Annotated in this window: 22 protein-coding genes; 13 read left to right on the top strand and 9 right to left on the bottom strand. The window is 60.4% G+C overall.

Translation table 11 applies throughout. From position 1 onward, the window contains the following. From AACY02_RS01630 to rsd, 4 genes are all read left to right on the top strand, one after another. The gene (locus AACY02_RS01630; RefSeq protein ID WP_339430469.1) at positions 1–1,143 is read left to right on the top strand and encodes a uroporphyrinogen-III C-methyltransferase; all 1,143 of its coding nucleotides are present in this window, start codon (positions 1–3) and stop codon (positions 1,141–1,143) included. Beyond that, complete coding sequence (locus tag AACY02_RS01625; RefSeq protein ID WP_339430468.1) at positions 1,140–2,378, top strand: heme biosynthesis protein HemY; 1,239 nt, start codon at positions 1,140–1,142, stop codon at positions 2,376–2,378. Before AACY02_RS01630 ends, AACY02_RS01625 begins: the two co-directional genes overlap by 4 nt. 218 nt (positions 2,379–2,596) lie before the next feature. Then, positions 2,597–3,148, top strand: coding sequence for a disulfide bond formation protein B (locus AACY02_RS01620; RefSeq protein ID WP_339430467.1), 552 nt, complete (start codon positions 2,597–2,599; stop codon positions 3,146–3,148). Between the two features lie 183 nt (positions 3,149–3,331). After that, positions 3,332–3,790 carry a sigma D regulator gene (gene rsd / locus AACY02_RS01615; RefSeq protein ID WP_339430466.1) on the top strand — a complete coding sequence of 153 codons (459 nt, stop codon included), beginning with the start codon at positions 3,332–3,334 and terminating at the stop codon, positions 3,788–3,790. Positions 3,791–3,846: 56 nt separating this feature from the next. Here the strand turns inward: rsd and AACY02_RS01610 are convergent, their stop codons facing one another. Beyond that, positions 3,847–4,512: an FKBP-type peptidyl-prolyl cis-trans isomerase gene (locus AACY02_RS01610; protein ID WP_339430465.1), complete on the bottom strand. Its 666-nt coding sequence runs from the start codon at positions 4,510–4,512 to the stop codon at positions 3,847–3,849. 192 nt (positions 4,513–4,704) lie between these two features. On the opposite strand from AACY02_RS01610, the gene AACY02_RS01605 reads away from it, so the two are divergent. Next, positions 4,705–5,766, top strand: a complete 1,062-nt coding sequence (locus AACY02_RS01605; RefSeq protein ID WP_339430464.1) for an AlgP family protein — start codon at positions 4,705–4,707, stop codon at positions 5,764–5,766. On the opposite strand, the gene AACY02_RS01600 is transcribed toward AACY02_RS01605, so the two are convergent. Then, positions 5,763–6,227, bottom strand: coding sequence for a TIGR02444 family protein (locus AACY02_RS01600; RefSeq protein WP_339430463.1), 465 nt, complete (start codon positions 6,225–6,227; stop codon positions 5,763–5,765). The genes AACY02_RS01605 and AACY02_RS01600 overlap by 4 nt on opposite strands. Positions 6,228–6,277: 50 nt before the next feature. On the opposite strand from AACY02_RS01600, the gene AACY02_RS01595 reads away from it, so the two are divergent. The 3 genes from AACY02_RS01595 to AACY02_RS01585 all read left to right on the top strand — a co-directional run bounded on the left by AACY02_RS01595 (position 6,278) and on the right by AACY02_RS01585 (position 9,510). Next, entirely contained in the window at positions 6,278–8,188 is a 1,911-nt protein-coding gene (locus tag AACY02_RS01595) for an ATP-binding cassette domain-containing protein (RefSeq protein WP_339430462.1), read from the top strand. After that, positions 8,188–8,769, top strand: coding sequence for a mechanosensitive ion channel family protein (locus AACY02_RS01590; RefSeq protein ID WP_339430461.1), 582 nt, complete (start codon positions 8,188–8,190; stop codon positions 8,767–8,769). Before AACY02_RS01595 ends, AACY02_RS01590 begins: the two co-directional genes overlap by 1 nt. A gap of 108 nt (positions 8,770–8,877) precedes the next feature. Continuing rightward, a complete protein-coding gene (locus AACY02_RS01585; RefSeq protein ID WP_221730819.1) occupies positions 8,878–9,510 on the top strand; it encodes a LysE family transporter in 633 nt (210 codons plus the stop codon). Between the two features lie 63 nt (positions 9,511–9,573). Here AACY02_RS01585 and AACY02_RS01580 read toward each other — a convergent pair whose 3' ends face one another. From AACY02_RS01580 to AACY02_RS01560, 5 genes are all read right to left on the bottom strand, one after another. Continuing rightward, positions 9,574–10,317, bottom strand: coding sequence for a penicillin-binding protein activator LpoB (locus tag AACY02_RS01580; RefSeq protein ID WP_339430460.1), 744 nt, complete (start codon positions 10,315–10,317; stop codon positions 9,574–9,576). Positions 10,318–10,320: 3 nt separating this feature from the next. Then, on the bottom strand, positions 10,321–10,908 hold the full coding sequence (gene lpoB, locus AACY02_RS01575) for a penicillin-binding protein activator LpoB (RefSeq protein WP_039757415.1): 588 nt from the start codon (positions 10,906–10,908) through the stop codon (positions 10,321–10,323). Positions 10,909–10,944: 36 nt separating this feature from the next. Continuing rightward, positions 10,945–11,319 (bottom strand): YcfL family protein, encoded by a 375-nt coding sequence (locus AACY02_RS01570; RefSeq protein WP_339430459.1) that lies wholly within the window; start codon positions 11,317–11,319, stop codon positions 10,945–10,947. A 15-nt stretch (positions 11,320–11,334) separates the two neighbouring features. Further along, positions 11,335–12,729 (bottom strand): COG3014 family protein, encoded by a 1,395-nt coding sequence (locus AACY02_RS01565; RefSeq protein WP_339430458.1) that lies wholly within the window; start codon positions 12,727–12,729, stop codon positions 11,335–11,337. 204 nt (positions 12,730–12,933) lie between these two features. Continuing rightward, entirely contained in the window at positions 12,934–14,343 is a 1,410-nt protein-coding gene (locus tag AACY02_RS01560) for a COG3014 family protein (RefSeq protein ID WP_339430503.1), read from the bottom strand. A gap of 237 nt (positions 14,344–14,580) precedes the next feature. On the opposite strand from AACY02_RS01560, the gene AACY02_RS01555 reads away from it, so the two are divergent. Together AACY02_RS01555 and AACY02_RS01550 are read left to right on the top strand one after the other, a co-directional pair. Then, positions 14,581–16,476, top strand: a complete 1,896-nt coding sequence (locus tag AACY02_RS01555) for a cytochrome c/FTR1 family iron permease (RefSeq protein WP_339430457.1) — start codon at positions 14,581–14,583, stop codon at positions 16,474–16,476. 42 nt (positions 16,477–16,518) lie between these two features. Continuing rightward, positions 16,519–16,974: a YaiI/YqxD family protein gene (locus AACY02_RS01550; RefSeq protein WP_339430456.1), complete on the top strand. Its 456-nt coding sequence runs from the start codon at positions 16,519–16,521 to the stop codon at positions 16,972–16,974. A gap of 126 nt (positions 16,975–17,100) precedes the next feature. Here AACY02_RS01550 and elbB read toward each other — a convergent pair whose 3' ends face one another. Beyond that, complete coding sequence (gene elbB / locus AACY02_RS01545) at positions 17,101–17,769, bottom strand: isoprenoid biosynthesis glyoxalase ElbB (RefSeq protein WP_339430455.1); 669 nt, start codon at positions 17,767–17,769, stop codon at positions 17,101–17,103. A gap of 115 nt (positions 17,770–17,884) precedes the next feature. Between elbB and AACY02_RS01540 the strand changes: the two genes are divergently transcribed. Next, on the top strand, positions 17,885–19,120 hold the full coding sequence (locus AACY02_RS01540; protein ID WP_339430454.1) for a sterol desaturase family protein: 1,236 nt from the start codon (positions 17,885–17,887) through the stop codon (positions 19,118–19,120). On the opposite strand, the gene AACY02_RS01535 is transcribed toward AACY02_RS01540, so the two are convergent. Next, positions 19,101–19,733 (bottom strand): DedA family protein, encoded by a 633-nt coding sequence (locus AACY02_RS01535; RefSeq protein ID WP_339430453.1) that lies wholly within the window; start codon positions 19,731–19,733, stop codon positions 19,101–19,103. The genes AACY02_RS01540 and AACY02_RS01535 overlap by 20 nt on opposite strands. Positions 19,734–19,940: 207 nt before the next feature. Here AACY02_RS01535 and hemB point away from each other — a divergent pair, with 207 nt between their 5' ends. Beyond that, entirely contained in the window at positions 19,941–20,954 is a 1,014-nt protein-coding gene (gene hemB, locus AACY02_RS01530; RefSeq protein WP_339430452.1) for a porphobilinogen synthase, read from the top strand. Between the two features lie 18 nt (positions 20,955–20,972). Next, positions 20,973–23,198, top strand: a complete 2,226-nt coding sequence (ppk1, locus tag AACY02_RS01525; protein ID WP_339430451.1) for a polyphosphate kinase 1 — start codon at positions 20,973–20,975, stop codon at positions 23,196–23,198. Positions 23,199–23,212 lie beyond the last annotated feature (14 nt).

Here is a 23,212-nt window from a genome sequence, read left to right as displayed (position 1 = left end):
GTGAGCGAAACAGCCTTGCCTAAAGATGACGTCCAGCCTGTGCTTGAAAAGCAGGTTGAAACCCCACCGCCGGCCAAAGAGCCGCGCCGAGGCAATGGACTGGCCATCGTCGCCCTGTTGCTCGGTGCTGCCGGTGTTGCGATCGGTGGTTGGGGTGTCTGGCAGGTGCGTCACCTGCAAACCAACACTGAGCAGCAGTCGGGTCAGGTCCAGGCGTTGAATGATCAAGCGCAGAGCCTGAAGCTCAGCGAGCAGCGGCTGAGCGAGCGTCTCGCGCAGTTGCCGGGCGCCGACGAACTTGCTGATCGCCAGCGGCTGGTGGCTCAGCTTCAGGGTGATCAGCAACGACTGAGTCAACGTCTGGAAACCGTCCTTGGCGCCAGTCGCAAGGATTGGCGTCTGGCCGAGGCCGAACACCTGCTGCGTCTGGCCAGCCTGCGTCTTTCGGCGTTGCAGGACATCAGCAGCGCTCAAGCCCTGGTGCAGGGCGCCGACGAAATTCTTCGCGAGCAAAACGACCCCGGCTCTTTCGCTGCTCGTGAGCAAGTGGCCAAAACCCTCGTCGCATTGCGCAGCACCGAGCAGCCGGATCGCACCGGGTTGTTCCTGCGTCTGGGTGCGCTGCGTGATCAGGTCATCGGCCTTACCGAACTGGCGCCGGAGTACAAGGATCGCGGCGAGTCGCTGCTCGGCCTGACGGCCGATGGTGACGGCGCCAGTCGCTGGGCACAGTGGTGGGATGAGGTCTCTCGCTACATTCGTATTGATTTCAACGCTGACAAGAATGTGAAGCCACTGCTGGCCGGGCAGAGCCTGAGCCAGGTGCGCCTGGCGCTGAGCCTGGCGCTGGAACAGGCGCAGTGGGCGGCGCTCAATGGTCAGGCGCCGGTGTACAGCCAGGCGCTGACCGAGGCGCGGGACGTGTTGCATGGCAACTTCAACCCGGACAATCCGCAAAGCAAAGTGATGCTTGAGCAGGTTGCCGAGCTGAGCAAGGAGCCGGTCACGGTCAACACCCCGGATCTGACCGGCACCCTGAGTGCGGTGCAAGCCTATCTGGAGCGGCGCACTGTCAACGCCGAGGAATCGGTGAAACCCTTCGCCAAACCTGCCGCCAACACCGCGCAGGAGGCCACACCATGAAACGTCTGTATGTGATCGTGTTTCTGGTGATCGCCGCGACGGCAGCATTGGGCCTGGCGATTGCCGAGCATTCCGGTTACGTGCTGGTGGCCTACAAGTCCTTCCGCTACGAGTCGAGTCTGTGGGCGACGTTGGCGCTGATCGCGGTGTTGTGGTTGCTGGTCTGGGGCATCAAGGCGTTGGTCGAGTTGGTCATGACGTCCAGTGGCGTGGTCAATCCATGGTCACGGCGCAACCGCAGTCGGCGGGTACAGGTGGCAATCGAGCATGGCCAACTGGATCTGGCAGAAGGTCGCTGGGCCAGTGCTCAGCGTCATTTGTATCGTGCTGCCGAAGCCGAGCGCCAGCCTCTCCTTTACTATCTCGGTGCTGCCCGCGCGGCCAACGAACAAGGCAATTACGAGGATTGTGATGGCCTGCTGGAGCGCGCTCTGGAGCGTCAGCCACAAGCTGAGCTGGCGATTGCTCTGAGTCATGCACAGTTGCAGACCGACCGCGGCGATACCGACGGCGCGCTGGTGACATTGCAAGCGATGCACGAGCGTCATCCACACAATGTGCAGACGCTGCGCCAGTTGCAGCGCCTGTATCAACAGCGCGGCGAATGGTCCGCGGTGATTCGATTGCTGCCTGAACTGCGCAAGGACAAAGTCCTGCCACGCGCCGAGCTGGCTGAACTGGAACGCCGTGCCTGGGGTGAGAACCTGTCGTTGGCTGCACAGCGCGAAGAGGATGGCTCCGTGGGCCTGCAGTCCCTCAATCGCGCCTGGCAGCAACTGACTTCGGCGCAGCGCCAGGAGTCGCCGCTGGTGTTGGCTTACGCCGAGCAATTGCGTCAGCTAGGTGCTCAGGTGGAGGCAGAAGAAGTGCTGCGTACGGCCCTCAAACGCAATTACGACAGCCATCTGGCACGTCTTTATGGCCTGGTTCGCGGCAGCGATCCGGCGCGTCAATTGCAAACCGCTGAAGGCTGGCTAAAGGATCATCCGAACGATCCAGGCCTGCTCTTGACGTTGGGGCGTCTGTGTCTGCAAACCAGTCTATGGGGCAAGGCGCGGGATTATCTGGAAAGCAGCCTGCGTGTGCAGCGCAATCCGGAAGCCTGTGCGGAACTGGCGCGCTTGCTCGCGCAACTGGGCGACACTGATCGCAGCAATCAGTTGTTTCAGGAAGGACTGGGGCTGCTGGACGAGCGCCTGCTGGCCGCGCCTCTGCCGGTCCCGGCGCACGTCTGAAGTCACGAGGGAGGTCGCTCCCTCGTCCCCGTTTGGCGACCGAAAATTTAACTTCAAGGCGCGTCAGGGGCAAAGTCCTACAGTGGACTACACCTATTCCTCTCGAACCTGTCGGGTTTTCCCTACACATCTGGTGAACTGTCGGCAGGGCGTTGCCTTGAAAGGCTGACACGCTTTCCTCTACCGTAACCGTCTGTCTCTACTGTTACGGAAAAGCCATGTCGTTGGCCTGCTCACGCTCCTTGTTCTTCATGGCTTTCACTGCGGGGGCCTTTGCTCTGGGAGCTTCCTATTATCTTGAATACGCGGTCGGCCTGACGCCGTGCAGCCTATGCCTGGTGCAGCGCCTGTTCCTCACGCTGCTGTGCGCCTCTTGTGGTCTGGCGGCGGTGCACGGTCCCAAACGTGTCGGTCTGTGGCTCTACTGGCTGTTTGCGCTGGGCGCGAGTCTGGGGGGCACCACAGCGGCCTGGCGGCAAGTATTGATTCAAAGTGATCCTGTGCTGCAAATGCTCAATTGTGCCCCGCCGCCGGAAACGATGTTCAGCGCTTTGCCGTGGATCTGCGCGTTGCAAAAGATGTTTAACGGCGGTGCCGATTGCGCCGAAATCTCCTGGACCCTGTTCGATCTGAGTATCCCGGAGTGGAGTTTGTTGTTCTTTGTAGCGGTGTCGATTCTTGCCGTTTATCAATTGTTGCGGCTGGTCTGGAGTGCTCTGCAACGACCGCCCGGCGGCGAAGCGTCGCACCGGAAGCTGATCAGGGATTAAACACTTGTATGAACTTTATCTCCTGCGTACCTTGAAGCCACAGGCGTGCGGGCATAATCTGGCCCCCACGTGTCATTGGATTTATGTTGCTCGATGACGCTCTGCCCGGCCGTCCCCCAAGCCAAAACCAAAAGCGGGACGCGGGTGTAGAGCAGCATGACCCACAAGGGAAGAGAGATCGCCATGCTCGAAAGTTGTCAGAATGCTCAGGAACGTTGGGGTGGAGTTCATCTGCTGATCGACCGCTGGTTGCAAGAGCGTGAGGAGCTGATTGGCGCCTACGACAAGCTCGGTGCGGAGCCTCAGGCGTTGTCCGAGAATCGCAAACCCTTGCAGGAGTTCTGCGGCGTGCTGGTCGACTACGTATCGGCTGGACACTTCGAAATCTACGAACAGTTGACCGGTGAGGCCAAGGCATTCGGCGACACTCGCGGTCTTGAACTCGCCGAAAGGATCTATCCGCGCATTGATGTCATCACTGAAAAACTCCTCGCGTTCAACGATCTTTGCGATGACGGTAAATGCGTTGCAGAGAAGTTCAAGGAGCTCGGTGGACTGCTTCACGAACGCTTCGAGCTGGAAGACTGCCTGATTGAAGTGCTGCATACCGCACACAAAACAGAGGATCCGGTTCAGGCCTGATTGGCTTTTTCAATAAAAAACGGTGCGCCCAAAGCGCACCGTTTTTTTATGCCTGATCAACTCGTCGCACCGCGCAATTCGACTTCAAACACCAGTGGTGTGAATGGCGCGATCAAGTCGCCAGCACCATCGGCGCCATAGGCTTGATCCGATGGAATCACCAGTCGCCATTTGGCACCCACCGGCATGTTCTGCAAAGCGGTGCGCCAACCGGCAATCACGCTGTCGAGGTTGAACCATTGCGGCTGAGTGTTCTGATCGAACACCGTGCCGTCTGGCAAACGACCGATATACAACACCTGCACTTTTCCATCGGGACCAGCCTTGGCGCCGGTGCCGTGCGCAAGCTCGGTGAGCAGGATGCCGTCGGCGAGTTCCTTCACCCCCGGTTTGGCTTTTTCGGCGGTCAGAAAGCGCTGCTCGTTTTCCATCGCGGCGTCGCTCGTAGGCATCGCGGCGTGCTCGGCATTCTGCGATTCATGATCGGCCAGAATCTGTTCGATCCGCGCTTCACTCAACGCCAGCGGCTTGCCTTGATAGGCCTGTTGCAAGCCGTCCACCAGCGCCTGGATCTGCAACTGTGGGACTTCCTGGCGCAAGCGTTCGCCCAGGCTGGCACCGAGGCTGTAGGCCAGATCATGAGCGTCGTTCGCGGTGGTTTTTTCGTCGGCGTGGGCCGCTGAAAAAATCATGCAGAGGGATAAAAAAAGGTAGCGCGACATAGGCACTCTCCGACCTGAGATGCGGTGGATTATGCCAGCGCGAACGTCTGCAACGGTGAACTGCTTTTGACTTAACGCAGAACATTTTCACTTCGGTGCAACGCAGCGCTTTCCTTACTGTCAAGATGACCTAGCGGCGGTAGCAGCAGAGGTCTAGTATGAGCCGCACTCACGTCAGCCAGGAGGTAAACCATGTCGGCCACCAAGAAGCCTGTAAACACTCCGTTGCACTTACTCCAACAACTCTCGGGCAGCTTGCTCGAGCATCTGGAAAACGCTTGCTCCCAAGCCTTGGCTGATGCTGAAAAACTGCTCGCCAAACTGGAAAAGCAACGCGGCAAGGCGCAAGAAAAACTGCACAAGTCGCGCACCAAATTGCAGGACGCTGCCGCCGCCGGTAAAGCCAAGGCACAGACCAAAGCCAAAGGCGCAGTGAAAGAGCTCGAAGAACTGCTCGATGCTCTGAAAGAACGTCAGTCCGACACGCGCAACTACATTCTGCAACTCAAGCGCGATGCTCAGGAAAGCCTGAAACTGGCCCAGGGTGTTGGCCGTGTGCAAGAAGCAGTGGCCAAGGTTCTGTCTTCCCGTGAAGCGAAGCCTGCTGCAGCACCTGCGAAGAAAGCAGCAGCCAAACCTGTCGCTGCCAAAGCACCGGCGAAAACGGCTGCAGCCAAACCCGCTGCAAAGCCGGTAGCTAAGCCGGTTGCAAAAGCACCTGTGAAAGCGGCTGCGAAACCTGCGGCGAAAAAACCGGCTGCGGCAAGCGCTGCAAAAACGACTGCTGCAAAACCAGTTGCGGCCAAAACCGTTGCTGCGAAAGCCGCTGTAAAACCAGCCGCTGCCAAAGCTGCTCCAGCTAAACCCACAGCAGCAAAACCAACCGCTAAACCGGCGGTAAAAACCGCTGCTAAACCGGCTGCCAGGACTGCCGCTAAACCGGTAGCCGCCAAACCAGTTGCCAAAGCTGCGGCGAAACCCGCCGCCAAGTCAGCTGCAAAACCAGCAGTTAAACCCGCCGCCAAACCGGCTACTGCTGCCGTCAAGCCAGCAGCCAAACCGGCTGCCAAGCCTGCCGTGAAAAAACCAGTTGCTGCCAAACCAGTCGCTGCAAAACCGGCAACCGCTGCGGCTGCCAAGCCTGCTGCGCCGACAGCCCCGGCCTCGTCGGCCGCCAGTGCTTCGACCACCACGACCGCACCAACGCCAGCCGCTGCATCGAGCAGCACCAGCAACCCGACCAGCGCTTCCTAAGTGCCGGCTGCCGCGACGCGCAGCCTTTGCAGCGCGTCGCGGTTCAGCCTGGCGGCGGTTGTCGCCAGGCTCTCCAGCCATTCTCCCGCCCCTGGGGCGTCATGCAACGGCCAGTCCTGCGCCGTTTGCTCCAACTGCCACAGCAGATGCCGTTCGGCTTCCAGCTCCAGCGCCTTCATTTGATCGCGCAGCCCCTTGAGCACCGGATCTTCCTTCGCCAGGCTTTTCCATTGAGTGCGCAATGCACGCAGTGGCTGCACCACCTCCGCGTCCCAAGGCTCCACCAGCATTTGCAGTTGCCGCACGCGTTGCTCACTGCAGGTCACCCCGCGTTGTTCCAGCCATAGGCCGCAAAGCAGCAAGCAGACATTGGTGCCCGCCGCTTGCATGTGCAGGCAGGTGTTTTCCACGCCCGGGCGGGCGTAGGTGGCAAGGGAAAAGCTCCACAGGTCAGAGGACATCGTGCTACTCGCGCCAGTTGTGAGCGAAGCTGGTAGACTCCGCCGCCATTATGATCCGACTTCAGAACCTGACTTTACAGCGTGGCCCGCAACGTCTGCTAGAAGACGCCGAGCTGACCCTGCACGCCGGCCACAAAGCCGGCCTCATCGGCGCCAACGGCGCCGGCAAATCCAGCCTGTTCGCCTTGCTGCGCGGCGAGTTGCACCCGGACTCGGGCGATTGCCTGCTGCCGGCCGACTGGCGGATCGCGCACATGCGTCAGGAGGTCGACACGCTCGAACGCCTGGCGGTCGACTATGTGCTCGATGGCGACCTGCGTCTACGCGAAGTGCAGCGAGACCTCGCCGCGGCCGAAGCGGCCCATGACGGCGTGGCGCTGGCCCGCCTGCACGCCGAGCTCGACAGCGCCGACGGCTACACCGCCGATGCCCGAGCCCGCAAGCTGCTGGCTGGCCTGGGGTTTACCAACGAACAGATGGATCGCCAGGTAGGCGATTTCTCCGGTGGCTGGCGGATGCGTCTGAATCTGGCGCAGGCTTTGATGTGTCCGTCGGATTTGCTGCTGCTCGACGAACCGACCAACCACTTGGACCTCGACGCCATCATTTGGCTCGAAGAGTGGCTGAAAAGTTACCCGGGCACCTTGCTGCTGATTTCCCACGACCGCGATTTCCTCGACGAAGTCGTCGACCATGTGGCTCACGTCGATCAGCGCAAACTGACCCTCTACCGTGGCGGCTACACCGCGTTCGAACGCGCCCGTGCCGAGCGTCTGGCCCAGCAGCAACAGGCCTACGAGAAGCAGCAGGCGCAACGTGCGCACATGGAAAGCTACATCGCCCGCTTCAAGGCCCAGGCCACCAAGGCCCGTCAGGCCCAGAGCCGGATCAAGGCGCTGGAGCGCATGGAGGAACTGTCGGCGGCCCACGTCGATTCGCCGTTCGATTTCGTGTTCCGCGAGTCGACGAAGATTTCCAGTCCGCTGATCGATCTGTCCGATGCGCGTCTGGGTTACGGCGACAAAGCCATCCTGGAGAAGGTCAAGCTGCAACTGACCCCGGGTGCGCGCATCGGCCTGCTTGGCCCGAACGGCGCCGGTAAATCGACCCTGATCAAGAACCTCGCCGGCGAGCTCGAACCGCTGGCCGGGCGTCTGACTCGTGGCGAGAACACCGTGGTTGGTTATTTCGCCCAGCACCAGCTCGACTCGCTCGATTCCAAGGCCAGCCCGTTGCTGCACTTGCAGCGTCTGGCGCCAACCGAGCGCGAGCAGACCCTGCGCGACTTCCTCGGTGGTTTCGACTTCCGTGGTGCGCGGATCGATGAGCCGGTGCTGAATTTCTCCGGTGGCGAAAAGGCCCGTCTGGCCCTGGCGTTGATCGCCTGGGAACGCCCGAACCTGTTGCTGCTCGACGAACCGACCAACCACCTCGACCTGGAAATGCGCCTGGCGCTGACCATGGCGTTGCAGGAATTCAGTGGCGCGGTACTGGTGGTGTCTCACGATCGGCATTTGCTCAAGAGCACCACCGATAACTTCTATCTGGTCGCGGACGGCAAGGTCGAGGAGTTCGATGGCGACCTCGAAGACTACGCCCGTTGGCTGGTCGAATACCGTCAGCGCAACGCGCCGGTCAGCAACAACCCGGTGAACCCGGACAAAACCGACAAGAAGGCCCAGCGCCAGGCCGCTGCTGCGTTGCGTCAGCAACTGGCACCGCACAAGCGTGAAGCCGACAAGCTTGAAGCCGAACTGGGCAAGCTCCACGAGAAACTGGCCAAGGTCGATGCCAGCCTCGGCGACAGCGACATCTACGAGCCCGCGCGCAAGAACGAATTGCGTGATCTGCTGGCCGAGCAGGCCAAACTGAAAGTGCGCGAAGCCGAGCTGGAAGAGGCGTGGATGCAAGCCCTGGAGACGCTGGAAAGCATGCAGGCGGAGCTGGAGGCGCTGTCCTGATGGACGCGTTCAGGCTGTCGCTTCCGGCCATGTGGGTCGAGCCGATCTGGCTCGGCGTGCAGATTCTGCTGATCCTGCTGGCCGGCTACCTCGCCCAGCGCTTTGTCGCCAAATGCCTGACCCGTCTGGGTGAGCGCTATCCGTTTCCGCCGCAGTTGCTGATGCCGCTGCGCGGTGGCTTGCGCTGGCTGATCATGGGCAGTGCGCTGATCTTCGTGCTTGAGCGCCTTGGCGTATCGGCGACGGTGTTGTGGACGGCGCTGTCGGGATTCGTCGCGGTGGCGGCGGTGGCGTTCTTCGCAATGTGGAGTGTGCTGTCGAATCTGCTCTGCGCGATTCTGATCTTTACCGTCGGGCCGTTTCGGCTCGGTGATGTGGTCGAGTTGGTGGACACCACCGACAAGCCCGGTGTCAAAGGCCGGGTGGTGGCGATCAATCTGCTCTACACCACGCTGATCGAGGCTGAGGAATTGGGCACGGGTAGCGCGATGGTGCAGGTGCCGAACAGTCTGTTCTTCCAGCGTTCCGTGCGGCGCTGGCGCGGCAGTGATGTGTTTGCTTCGAGCAGTTTCGAGAAGTAGCCCGCCAATACGGGGTTGCGTCCGTAACCTCCTACAAAAAAACGATAGTCATCCGCCTGAAACCACATTAATTTGCACGTTTGGTACGAGTCCGAGTCGAGGTGTGCGATGGAGCTTCAAACATGGCTGGCATTCTTTGCCGCCTGCTGGGTGATCAGTCTGTCCCCGGGCGCCGGCGCCATTGCGTCGATGTCCAGCGGTCTGCAATACGGTTTCTGGCGTGGTTACTGGAATGCCCTCGGCCTGCAAATCGGCCTCGCGGTGCAGATTGCGATTGTCGGCGCCGGTGTCGGCGCAGTCCTCACCGCCTCGGCTACGGCGTTCCATGCGATCAAATGGTTTGGTGTGGCCTACCTGGTTTATCTGGCGATCAAGCAATGGCGCGCGCTGCCCATGGACATGAGTGATGACGCGGCGGTGCGGCCGATCGGCAAGCCGCTGGCACTGGTGTTCCGTGGTTTTCTGGTGAACATCAGCAACCCCAAGGCACTGATTTTCATGCTGGCGGTGCTGCCGCAGTTCATCAATCCCCACGCACCGCTGCTGATCCAGTATCTGGTGATCGGCGCGACCATGATCTGCGTCGATCTGATCGTCATGGCCGGCTACACCGGTCTGGCGTCGAAAGTGCTGCGGTTGCTGCGCACGCCCAAACAGCAGAAACGCATGAACCGCACGTTTGCCGGGCTGTTCATCGGTGCGGCGGCGTTTATGGCGACGTTGCGCAAAGCAGCGGTTTAAAAACCCGCAGGCATAAAAAAGGCGACCTATTGAGGTCGCCTTTTTCATTTGTGGCAGGGGGTTTTAGCGCAAAATCACCGGCGCGGTATCACGCGGCAGATTGTTGCGCGGCTGCGGCTCGCGCGGCTGCTCGTAACCGCCACCGCCGAGCTGTTGGCTCAGTTGCCCGGCCACGTCCTCACCCAGCGCCTTCGACACCTCACGCACCACCCGTGGGCGGTTCAGCGAGACCTTGATGTCGCGGTGGTTCACCAGTTTGGTGTCCTGCGCTTCACCCATCGCCGTGAAGGCCGACGTGATCTCAAAGGTCTTGGTGTTGATCAGGCTGAAGTCCGCCACCAACGTCAGGCCCAGCACTGCCGAATAGCTGTCGGTGTGCGCCAGCTCGTTCATGTCCTGGGTGAAGTCGATGTCCGACACGGTACCGAACAGAACATAGTCGGCGCCCTTGAAGTTACCGGCCTTGATCCGCTTGATCACGTCGTAGATGTCACCCTTGGACGACGCGGTGTACGGCGTGCCTTGCACCAGCTGGAACATGCCGGTGCGCAGGATTTCACCTTTGATGTCGCCAGTGAATTTACGCAGTTCGGTTTGTTCGATGTAGCTGGTGGTCGCTTCGAGCTCGTTGTAGTTCGAAGAACCGCTGGAGCTGTAGTAACCCTCGCGGTAATTGCTCTGCGCCGAAACGATGTGGATGTATTGCTCCACACGTTCCTGGTACGCCAGATCCGTCACCGCGACTTTCGGGGCCGCTTGCACGCTGAGCGCGCAAGCCAGGGCCATCATGCCAATCCATGTGCGCATCGATTAACGCTCCGTGGTTTTGCGGATCTCTTTTTCGTCCATCCACTCGGCCAGACCGCTTTCAACGTCGATCAATTGCAGGCTGAATTTGTAGAAGACGTCCTTGTAATCGCTGCTGCGCTTGACGATCGAGCTGATCGAGCCTTCGATGCGGTACTTGGCGGCGATCATGTTACCGGTCTTGGCCACGGTGCTCTTCTTGTACAGGCCGCTCTGGTTTTGCAGCTTGAGCTGGTCAACCTGGCTCTGCATCGCGTTGTTGTCGCTGGCAAAGCGCGCAACGCCAGTCTTCATCAGTTGGGTCTTGATGCTGGTGGTGATTTCGCGGGTGTCGATGTACTCGCTGGTCTTGTTCTTCACGTCGTAGACCTGAACCACCGGACGGCCCTGCAGAATGCCGGACTGGGCCAGGGAGCGGGTCATCGACTCGGCGATCATTTGCAGGTCGGTCGAACCGAATTCGTTGGTCACGGTTTCAACCGCTTTGGTGTCGCCGTAGCTGATGTTCTTGCTGCCCAGGGTCGGCGAAGTATTGGCGCAACCGGAGGCCAGCAGGGCGATGACGGCGATGCAGGAAAAGCGTGCAAACATGGGAATGCTCTCTAAAACAGGAAGAGTGGGTCGGGCTTAAGGCGTCTTGAGTTCCAGACGGAAGTCCACGGCTTTCGGGGTCGGGGCGATGCCCTGGATGAAGCTGGTCTGCGCGCCGTACATCATCTGGCTTTTCCAGACTTCTTCCTCGGCAATCGGGAAACCTTCCGGGCCGAGCCAGGCGAAGCGGTAGTAGAACGTCTTGTTGCTGTTGAGGGTGTTGCTCAACTGCACGTTGACGGTCATGAAGCCGTTTTCGCGCGCGACGCGCATGGCGCCGACGACGATGTGTTTCTGCGGCCCCATGGCCACGACCTTGCTCGCGGCGCTGCCCGGCTCCGGTGGCGGCGGGGTAGCGCAGCCGGTGGCCAACAAGGCGAGGGCGGCAACGGCGATGAGTTTGAAGTGCATGCAAAGACTCCGTTCTTAAGGTTGTTTGATGCTGGCGACGTTGGTCGCGCCGGCGCTCGGGATCACGTGGGCGGCGAGACCGCCGGCGAACACCTGATTGCCCACGGCGCGCAGGCTGATCACCTGATAACGCTGATCAACAGTGACCTTGACCACTGAACCGCCTACGGCACTCGGCAGGGTGACTTGGTGTTCACCTTTCTTCAAGCGCAGACGCACCACTTGGGTGTTGTCCGGCAAGGTGCGCCACGTACGGGTATCGGCACCTTCGAGCACCGCTGAAGAGATACCGACGGCCAGACCGGCCAGCGGGTTGGTTTCGTTGATTTTCTTCTGCGCCACACCTTTGGTGATCGCACGCACGGTGGTGCGCAGGATGATCCCCGGCATGTCATCGCGCAGAGCACGGCGGGACATGGCGGTGGTGCTGTTGAGGGCCGTCAGGTTGACCTGCTGGCCGTCGACACCGATCTGTGCGAACGGCGCGGTGGAGGTGTCAGGTTTGATGATCGGGAACGACAAAGGCGTGATCACCACGTTGTTGGAGATTGGCAGTGGCAGCGGCACGCGGATGGAGTCGCGCGATGGCGCCAGACCGCTTTGCACCACGATCAGGATGTCGCTGTCGTCGCTCTTGGTCGGCTTGTCGAGGTTGACCAGCGCCTGTTCCAGCAGCGGGGTGTTCGGGCGCAGTTCGGCCGCTTTGCGGTAGCCCGGCGCAGCCAGGTCTTTTTCACCCAGGGCTTCGTAGACGAAACCGGCCAGGTAATGGCTGAACGCACTCTGGTAGCTGTTCTTCAGGCTGACCACTTCCGGTGCGTCGAGGCTGGCGACCGGGTAGCCTTGCAGGTCTTTGTACTGAGTCTTGATGCCTTCTTTCTCGGCCTCTTCCTCGCTCTTGAGGTATTCCTTGTCACGCAGGTCGGCGATCACCGCTTCACGTTCGTGGGTCCTCTTGATTGCAGTGCGTGCGCCGTCGAAGTCATTGACCGCCAGCAGGTTCAGGGCCATCTGCGTGGTCAGCATGACTTTTTCGTAGTCGTAGCCTTCGTAGCGGCGCACTTTGTCATTGACGATGAAGCTGCCGAACTGGGCCAGATATTTGCCAGTGTCGAGCTTGACCGAGTCTTCCCACTGACCAACCACCTGGTCGGCGCTGGTCCAGGCATTCTGGCTGCCGGACAGGTCGCCCTTGGCGCGCAGCAATTCACCTTTTTCGAAGTAATAGAGCAGGTCTTTGTCTGGGCCGGCGTTGTTCTTTTCCAGCAGGGTCAGCGCGGCATCGACGTTGCCGGAAGCTAGTTGCTGGTTGGTCTGGGCCAGTTCGGAGTCGTAGTTGCGAAACGCCGAACAGCCGGACAGCAGAGTGATAGCGCTGAGCGCGATCAGAGTAGGGGCGCGGAATGCCATGGGGGTACTTCTTCCCTGGAGTAGCTACAGCCGCGGATGCTGGTCGGGCTGGTGTGACCCATCGACAGTGGCGTTGGCCTCCTGCCAATTCCTCATAACCAGAGGAGCTTTAATGCCGCATCGCGATAGCGCGGGCGCGGCATTATAGGCGTGTGGTGCTGGCTATGTAATAGCTTTTTAATTTCACTGGTTAGTTAGGTGCCATTACTGCCCGGCGCTGCCAACGTTCGTAGGTGCTGGTGCTTCGGGTAGCACCAGCGTAGACCCCACGTAGTAGTTCTTGCCCATGAATACCCGCAGATTGAGCACTTGATGGTGCTGATCGACGCGCACGGTGAACCCGTCCTCTGCACGGAAGTACGGAAAGCGCACGCGATGCAGGCCTTTTTTCAGACGTAGCCGGGCGACCAGGGTTTTGTCCGGCAGTGTGCGCCAGGTCCGCGTGTCAGCCTCTTCGAAAGGATCATGCTCGGTGACTACCAGCGAAGCCTTGGCCGGATTGCGTTCGTTCTCTTGAGCCTGGCTGATGGCGGCCATGTTGGCGCGGAACATGGCGCGAGAAATGATCGCCGGCATGTCATCGCGCAAGGTACGCATGGCCATGTCAGTAACGCTGTTGATCATCGTCAACGGGTATTGTTGTCCGTCGACGAGCACGCTCGGTACAGGAGGTGTGATGGTATCGGGCAGCATCACCGGAAACGAGATCGGCGCGACAATCGTCAGGTTTTCGTTCAACCGCACCGGGATCGGCACTTGCACCGAACTGCGCGCCGGAGCAAACCCGGCCTGGACGACGACCAGAACCTCGCTTTCATCTGCTGCCGGCGGGGGCTTGTCCAGATTGCGCAAGGCTTTTTCGAGAAACGGCACACCCGGACGCAATTCGATAGCCTGCCGATAACCGGGTGCCGCGAGGCCGCGTTCACCCAAGGCTTCATACGTGAAACCCGCCAGGTAATGGCTGAACGCACTCTGGTAGCCGTTCTTCAGTTCAACCACTTGCGGGGCGTCGAGGACGGCAACCGGATAGCCTTGCAGATCCTTGTAATGCAACGTGATTCCCTGGCTCTTGGCCTGCTCTTCAGCTTCTTCGTATTGCCGTTCCCGCTGACGCGCAATCAGGGTTTCGCGCTCGTGGGTTTTCTTGATGTCGGCACGCGCACCGTCGAAATCGTTTTCCGCCAGTTGGTTGAGGGCCATCTCTGTGGTCAGCATGACTTTTTCGTAGTCGTAGCCTTCGTAGCGCAGCAACTTGTCATTGACCAGCATCGTGCCCATTTCGTTGCCGAACCGGGTCAGCAGCTTCATGGCGCCGGATGGGTTGGCCTCTTCGCGCTGGAAAATCATCCGGTCAGCCGTGCGCCAGGCTTCCTGACTTTGCGGCAAGGCCGTGCCGGCGCTGAGAATGGCGCCTCTTTCCAGGTAATACAGCAGATCCTTGTCTTCCCAGGGATTGTGCAGCTCCAACAGGTAGAGCGCTTCGTTGAGTTCGCCCTTGGCCATCTCATCGATGGTCTGCTGCATCTCCGAATCGTAATCGCGGTAAGCGGCGCAACCGCTCAGGTGCACGATGGCGCTGAACAACAGAAAAAACGGCAGGCAATGGCGCATCAAGACAGCATCTTCCTTGAACGTCGGGGCGGCGAGGTGACGCATTATAGTGGCGGTTTGCAGAGGCCGGGGCATATGACCAGCGACACTATTGCCCGCGGTATCCTCAAGCCCGGCATGTCGCGCTCGAAGTGCAGGTGGTTACGTTAAAAAACGACCGTAGCGCCGACAAAGCTTGAGTGAATCTCATTGGGAGTGAACAATGTGTTACTTCGTATTACCAATTGAGATTCGTTCATGACTGCGCCGTCCCGTTTTCTGGCCTGGCTGTTGTTCCCGTTGTGCGCTCTGAGTTGCTCCAACCTGCTGGCCGATACGGTGGAAGGCGCGCCGCAAGCCCTGCACATGCTCGATTACATCAGTGCCGACTATCCGCCGACGGTGGACGCGGGCAAGGTCATCGACGACGCCGAGTATCGCGAGCAGCTGGAATTCATTCAGGTGTTGCAGGGGCTGATCGCAGAGTTGCCTGGCAAACCGGAGAAGGCAGGACTGGAACAAGGCGTGATTGCCTTGCGTGCAGCCGTCACCGCACGGCAGAACGGCGCGGACGTTGCCCGTCAGGCGCGGCAGTTGGGTGCGAAGCTGGCCGCGGCCTATGAAGTCAGCCAGGCACCGGTCATCACCCCCGATCCGGCGCGTGCAGCACCGCTCTTCGCCCAGCATTGCTCGGTGTGCCACGGTGAAACCGGTGCCGGCGATGGTCCGGCCGGTGTTGGTCTGGTGCCGCCCCCGGCTAACCTGCGCGATGCCGCACGTCTGGACCACCTGAGTCTGTACGCGATCTACAGCACCCTCGGTCAAGGCGTCGAAGGCACCGACATGCCGTCCTTTGCCGATCAATTGGACGACCGCCAGCGTTGGGACATGGCGACCTATGTCGCCGGGCTCAGCGCCGATGCCTCGGCCGCCAAAGCCGAGAAAACCTATAACATCGCCGACCTGGCCCGCCAGACTCCGGCCGAAGTGCAGATCGCGGAAGGCCCGCAAGCCGCCGCGACGTTCCGCGCCCAGCGTGCGCAGCCGCCGCAGGTCAAGCGTGGCCCGGCGCAGTTGCTCGACTACACCGCAGCGACGCTGGACAAGAGCCTCGCGGCCTACCGCGCCGGCGAACACGATCAGGCCTACGATCTGTCGGTGGCGGCGTATCTGGAAGGTTTCGAACTGGTCGAGAGTTCGCTGGATAACGTCGATGCCAACGTGCGCAAGGACACTGAAAAATCCCTGATGGCTTATCGGCAGTCGTTGCAGGACGGTTTGCCGGTGGCACAGGCCGAACAGCGTCTCGACGCGGCCAAGGCCAAGCTCAAGGAGTCTGCCGGCCTGTTGGGTAACGATGGCCTGAGCTGGTCGCTGAGTTTCATTTCCGGCCTGCTGATCCTGCTGCGTGAAGGCCTGGAAGCGATTCTGGTGCTGGCGGCGATTCTCGCGTTCCTGCGCAATACCGGCCAGCAATCGGCGGTGCGTAGCGTCAATGTCGGTTGGGGCCTGGCATTGCTGGCCGGCCTCGGTACCTGGGCGTTAGCGGCGTATGTGATTGATGTCAGCGGCTCGCAACGCGAATTGCTTGAGGGCGCTACGGCGCTGTTCGCCAGCGTGATGGTGTTGTGGCTCGGCGTGTGGATGCACGATCGCCGCCACGCAGCGGCCTGGCAGGATTACATCAAGAGCAGTCTGGTCGGTGGGGGCGGGCGTTTCGGCTTTGCGATCCTGGCGTTCTTCTCGGTGTATCGCGAGCTGTTCGAAGTGATCCTGTTTTACGAAACCCTGTGGCTGCAAGCCGGCCCGGCCGGACACAACGCGGTACTGGCCGGTGGCGCGACAGCGTTGGTGCTGCTGGTCGGTCTGGCGTGGGTAATCCTGCGTGGTTCGGCGAAGTTGCCGTTGGCGTTGTTCTTCAGCATCAATGCTGCGCTGCTGTGCGCGCTGTCGGTGGTGTTTGCCGGGCATGGCGTCAAGGCGTTGCAGGAGGCTGGGATCTTCGGTACGCGGCCGGTGGCGTTCTTTGATTTCGACTGGCTGGGCATTCATGCCGATGCGTATTCGCTGACCGCGCAGGCGGTGGCGATGGTCGCGATTGTTGTGCTGTACAGCCGCAGTCGCAGGGCTGAGAGCAAGCGTGTAGCCGCTTAACAGCATTCGCTGCGCTCACACTCGCGGGATGAGGAATAGATGATGCGTGTTTGGATCGATGCCGACGCCTGTCCACGGGCGGCGAAGGATCTGGTGGTGAAGTTCGCGCTCAAGCGCCAGTTCGAAGTGGTGCTGGTGGCCGGGCAGCCGCAGATTAAACCGGGGTTGGCCATCGTCAAATTGATCGTGGTGCCGAGCGGCCCGGACGCGGCGGATGATTATCTGGTCGAGCACGCCGTGCCGGGTGAACTGGTGATCTGCAGCGACATTCCGCTGGCCGATCGGCTGGTGAAAAAGGGCGTGGCGGCGCTGGACCCGCGGGGCAAAGAGTTCGATGCACAGAACATGGGCGAGCGGTTGGCGGTGCGCAACCTGTTCACCGATCTGCGTGAACAGGGCCAGGTGAGCGGCGGCCCGGCGCCATTTGGTGATCGCGAGAAGCAGGCGTTTGCCAATGCATTGGACCGGATTCTGACCCGGCTCACCCGCAAAACCTGAGTCCTGCACTGACCCGGTGGGAGCGGGCTCGCTCGCGAAAGCGCTGAGTCATTCAACTCAAAGTTGGCTGATACGACACCTTCGCGAGCAAGCCCGCTCCCACACAGGTTTTGTTTGCAGTCAGGCTCAGACGTCGTTTTCGTGGGTCAACTCAAGTACGCGGTCAACGAGTTTGTTGATCCCGGACGCCGCTTCACTGATGTTCTGCGCCAGCATGTAAGCCGGGGTGGTCACCAGTTTGCGCGCCTTGTCTTCGATGATGTCGCCCACCGCGCACTCTTCGTGGCTGGCGCCCATCTTGTTCATCGCCGTGGCGGTGTCGGCATCGTTGCCGATGGTGCAGGTCACGCCAGGGCCATAGATTTTTGCGGCCAGTGCCGGCGAGATGCAGATCAGCCCTACCGGTTTGCCCGCTTCGGCAAATGCCTCGGCCAAGGCCAGCACGTCGGGCTGCACGGTGCAGCCGGCGCCTTCGATGGCGAAGTTAGACAGGTTTTTCGCCGCACCAAAACCACCCGGCACGATCAGGGCATCGAAGTCTTCAACGTCGGCCTGGCGGATGTCCTTGATGTTGCCGCGGGCGATGCGCGCCGATTCGACCAGCACATTGCGCGACTCGGGCATTTCTTCGCCGGTCAGGTGATTGATCACATGCAATTGCGCAATGTCGGGGGCGAAGCACTGCACCTGCGCGCCGCGTTGATCGAGGCGCAGCAGGGTGATGACGCTTTCATGGATTTCGGCGCCGTCGTACACGCCGCTGCCGGACAGGATCACTGCAACTTTTTTGCTCATGGGTTTCTCTCCAGATTCATGGCGCTAAATGTCCACTAATTTGTCGCGCGTTGCCATAGGGTTAATGGGCGGCCAAGCCTAGGATCTGTCCTAAGGTTTCCCGTCAGGACGCGTCATGGACTTCATTCTCTATGCGGTGCCGTTTTTCTTCGTGTTGATCGTGGTTGAACTCATCGCTGACCGTTGGCGTGGGGTCAGCCACTATCGCCTGGCCGATGCGGTAAACAGCATCAGCACCGGCGTGCTGTCCACCACCACCGGCCTGCTGACCAAGGGCGTGGGGCTGTTGACCTATGCCTTTGCCCTGGAACATCTGGCGCTGCTCAGGCTGCCGGCGGACAGCGTTTGGGTCTGGGTGCTGGCCTTCGTCCTTTACGACTTTTGCTATTACTGGCTGCACCGCATGGGCCATGAGCGAAACATCCTCTGGGCCGCGCATTCGGTGCATCACCAGAGCGAGGAGTACAACCTCTCGACGGCGTTGCGCCAGACCAGCACCGGTTTTCTGCTGAGCTGGATCTTCTACCTGCCAATGGCGGTGCTCGGTGTGCCGCTGCTGGTATTCGTCAGCGTCGCGGCGCTGAATCTGCTTTATCAATTCTGGGTGCACACCCGGCACATCCCCAAGCTCGGATGGTTCGAGTGGTTCTTCGTCACGCCGTCCAATCATCGGGCTCACCATGCACAGAATGCTCTCTACATGGATCGCAACTACGGTGGGGTGTTCATTCTTTGGGATCGGTTGTTCGGTACGTTTCAGGAAGAAGACGACAACGAGCCGGTGATTTTTGGCGTGACCACGCCGCTGGCGAGCTGGAATCCGCTGTGGGCCAATCTGCAGTTTTATGCGCAGTTGTGGAACGACGCGCGCCGTGCCGAGCGCAAATGGGACAAGCTGCGGATCTGGTTCATGCGCACCGGGTGGCGGCCAGCGGATGTCGCGGCCAGGTACCCGATGAACAAGCCGGACTTGAGCCAGTTCCGCAAGTTTGAAGTGTCGATCGACAGCCGCCAGCAGTGGTATGTGGTGGCTCAGTTTGGCGTCTATATCGCGCTGGGCAGTTATTTGATGAATCTGGAACGCAGCTTGCCGGTCGCCGCGTTGATACTCGGCTGGGGGGCTGTGGCGTTCGGTGTGTTTGCGTTGGGCGTGGCCCTGGAGAATCGGCCGTGGGCGTTGAAGGTCGAGTTGCTGCGGCTGGCATCGAACCTGGCGTTGGTGTGGCTGGCGCCGTTGGTTGGGCTTTGGCCGGCCAGCCCGGTGGCGTGGGCTGGCGTGCTCAGTTACAGCCTGCTCAGTGGCATCGGGCTGTACGTGTGTCGCCTGCGACTTACTCGGCTGGCGTCTTAGGCTCGGCCGATTTGGCCAATTGAGCTTTCTGGAGTTGCTCGTCTTCGTAGATCTTCTTCGCCAGACGAGCATTCTTGAAGCGGCGACGCAGCCACAGGCCAACGCCCAGTATCAGCAATGCACCCAGTACCCACAGCTCGTACTTCTTGATGCTGCCGAGCATGCCTTCCAGTACCGCTCCGAAGTGGTAAGCCGCGGCGGCCAGCGCAGTGGCCCAGATCGCCGCGCCAATGCCGTTGAGCAGCAAGTAACGGCCCGGCGGATACCCCGACAGGCCGATCGCCACCGGCATCACTGTGCGCAAGCCGTAAACAAAGCGGAAGCTCAGGACCCAGATATCAGGATGCTTGCGAATGTGCTCCAGCGCGCGGTCACCCATCAGTTGCCAGCGCGGTTTGCGCGCCAGTAATTTGCGCCCATGCTTGCGGCCGAGGAAGTACCACAGCTGATCGCCGGCATAGCTGCCCAGGAACGCCACGACCACCACGATGTTGATGTCCATGTAACCGCGGAACGCGAGGAAGCCTGCGAGCACCAGGATGGTTTCGCCTTCGAAGAACGTGCCTAGAAAAAGGGCAAAGTAGCCGAAGTCATGCAGAAATTGTTGGAGCATTGTCTGGGTGCTGGCGAAATGAACGCGCAGCCTACCCCTTCGGACACATTCAGGAAAGTATCGAGATGTGTCTCGACGTGAACAATTCCTACACTGAGAATGGAATACGCCTACCTGTCACAGGTCTCACACAACTGTCATCTGTTGGTCATAATGGCCGTCTATAACTGTCACGCTCGCCCGTTTGCGCGGGCTCAGGAGTCTGCCGTGAGCTTTACCCCTGCCAACCGTTTGTTCCCCGCCACCCGCCTGCGTCGCAATCGCCGCGATGATTTTTCGCGTCGGCTGGTGCGGGAAAATGTGCTGACGGTCGATGATCTGATCCTGCCAGTCTTTGTGCTTGACGGTGAAAATCGTCGCGAAGCAGTGGCCTCGATGCCGGGTGTAGAGCGCTTGACCATCGACCTGTTGCTTGAAGAAGCCGCCCAATGGGTCGAACTGGGCATTCCGGCAGTGGCGTTATTCCCGGTTACACCCGCAGAACTCAAATCCCTCGACGCCGCCCAAGCCTGGAACCCTGAAGGTATCGCCCAGCGCGCCACTCGCGCTCTGCGTGCTCGTTTCCCGGAACTGGGCGTGATCACCGATGTGGCGCTCGATCCGTTCACCACCCACGGTCAGGACGGCATTCTCGACGAAGAAGGCTACGTGCAGAACGACATCACCGTCGACGCACTGGTGCGCCAGGCCTTGTCGCACGCCGAGGCCGGCGCTCAGGTAGTCGCGCCATCGGACATGATGGACGGGCGCATTCAGGCGATACGCGAAGCGCTGGAAATCGCCGGCCACGTCAACGTGCGGATCATGGCCTACTCGGCCAAGTACGCCAGCGCCTATTACGGCCCGTTCCGCGATGCCGTGGGTTCGGCCTCGAACCTGGGCAAGGCGAACAAAGCCTCTTATCAGATGGACCCGGCCAACAGCGACGAAGCGCTGCACGAAGTCGGTGCGGACTTGTCTGAAGGCGCGGACATGGTCATGGTCAAACCCGGCATGCCGTACCTGGACATTCTTTTGCGGGTAAAAGATGCCTTCAAAGTGCCGACCTTCGTCTATCAGGTTAGCGGCGAATACGCCATGCACATGGCGGCGATCCAGAATGGCTGGTTGAGCGAGGCGGTGATTCTCGAATCACTGACCGCCTTTAAACGTGCCGGCGCTGATGGCATCCTGACTTACTTTGCTGTCCGCGCCGCTCAATTGTTACGAGAGCAGAAATAGCCCTCCCAGGAACATTCAATGAATACCGAAGGACTCACTGAAGTTGCAGTAAAAGAAGCTCAGCCGGTGGTGGAGCAGATCACCGAAACCCCACCGGAACTCGAGCCTGCGCCGCCCGCGCCGGTCGCCGAACCCGCTGCGGCAGCGCCGGTGATCGCTATTCCGGGCCTGGATGACAGCAGCCTGTACATCCACCGCGAGCTCTCGCAATTGCAGTTCAACATCCGCGTGCTGGAGCAGGCGCTGGACGAGTCCTACCCGTTGCTGGAGCGATTGAAGTTCCTGCTGATCTTTTCCAGCAACCTCGACGAATTCTTCGAAATTCGCGTCGCTGGCCTCAAGAAGCAAATCACCTTCGCCCGTGAACAGGCCGGCGCCGATGGTCTGCAACCGCATCAGGCGCTGGCGCGGATCAGTGAGCTGGTACACGGTCACGTTGACCGTCAGTACGCGATCCTCAATGACATCCTGTTGCCTGAGCTGGAAAAGCACCAGGTGCGCTTCATCCGTCGCCGCCACTGGACGACCAAGATCAAAACCTGGGTGCGCCGTTATTTCCGCGACGAGATCGCGCCGATCATCACCCCGATCGGCCTCGACCCGACGCACCCGTTTCCGTTGCTGGTGAACAAGAGCCTGAACTTCATCGTCGAGCTCGAAGGCATTGACGCCTTCGGTCGTGACTCCGGTCTGGCGATTATCCCGGCGCCGCGTTTGCTGCCGCGAATCATCAAGGTGCCGGAAGAAGTCGGCGGCGCGGGCGACAACTATGTGTTCCTGTCGTCGATGATCCATGCTCACGCCGATGACCTGTTCCAGGGCATGAAGGTCAAGGGCTGCTACCAGTTCCGCCTGACCCGGAACGCCGACCTGGCGCTCGATTCCGAAGACGTCGAAGACCTTGCCCGCGCCCTGCGTGGCGAGCTGTTCTCGCGGCGTTACGGCGATGCGGTGCGTCTGGAAGTTGCCGATACTTGCCCGAAACACCTGTCGGACTACCTGCTCAAGCAATTCAACCTGAGCGAGACCGAGCTGTACCAGGTCAACGGCCCGGTCAACCTGACGCGTCTGTTCAGCATCACCGGTCTGGACAGCCATCCGGAGCTGCAATACACGCCGTTTACGCCGCAGATCCCGAAACTGCTGCAAAACAGCGAGAACATTTTCAGCGTGGTCAGCAAGCAGGATATTTTGCTGCTGCACCCGTTCGAGTCGTTCACCCCGGTGGTCGACCTGCTGCGCCAAGCGGCGAAAGACCCGCACGTTCTGGCCGTGCGCCAAACGTTGTACCGCTCCGGCGCCAACTCCGAGATTGTTGATGCGCTGGTGGATGCCGCGCGTAACGGCAAGGAAGTGACGGCGGTCATCGAGTTGCGAGCGCGCTTTGACGAAGAGTCCAACCTGCAACTGGCCAGTCGTCTGCAAGCGGCCGGTGCGGTGGTGATCTACGGCGTGGTCGGCTTCAAGACCCACGCCAAGATGATGCTCATTCTGCGGCGCGAGGCCGGCGAGATCGTGCGTTACGCGCACCTCGGCACCGGTAACTACCATGCCGGTAACGCCCGCCTGTACACCGACTACAGCCTGCTGACTTCCGATGACGCCTTGTGCGAAGACGTTGGCAAACTGTTCAGCCAGTTGATCGGCATGGGTAAAACGCTGCGCATGAAAAAACTGCTGCACGCGCCGTTCACCCTCAAGAAGGGCATGCTCGACATGATCGCCCGCGAGACGCAGTTTGCGCTCGACGGCAAACCGGCGCACATCATCGCCAAGTTCAACTCGCTGACCGATCCGAAGATCATCCGCGCGCTGTACAAGGCTAGCCAGTCAGGCGTGCGCATCGACCTGGTGGTGCGCGGCATGTGCTGCCTGCGTCCGGGCATCGCCGGGGTTTCGCACAACATTCATGTGCGCTCGATCATTGGTCGCTTCCTTGAGCACACCCGCGTGTTCTACTTCCTCAACGGTGGCGAGGAGCAGATGTACCTTTCCAGCGCCGACTGGATGGAGCGCAATCTCGACAAGCGTGTCGAGACTTGCTTCCCGGTGGAAGGCAAGAAGCTGCTGACTCGCGTGAAGAAAGAGCTGGAGCTGTACCTGACCGACAACACCCACAGCTGGAGCCTGCAGTCGGATGGCCGCTACATCCGCAACACGCCAACCGGCAACCAGAACCCGCGCAGTGCGCAGGCGACGTTGCTGGATCGGTTGGGCAGCCCGATTTTGCCGGTGAGCAGCTAAGCTTCGGCTCAAGC

The organism is Pseudomonas sp. EA_65y_Pfl2_P78 (genome assembly GCF_963970495.1).
Lineage (GTDB): Bacteria > Pseudomonadota > Gammaproteobacteria > Pseudomonadales > Pseudomonadaceae > Aquipseudomonas > Aquipseudomonas baetica_A.
The sequence above is the reverse complement of the archived record's forward strand: the minus strand, read 5'-3'. Positions and strand labels throughout refer to the sequence as shown.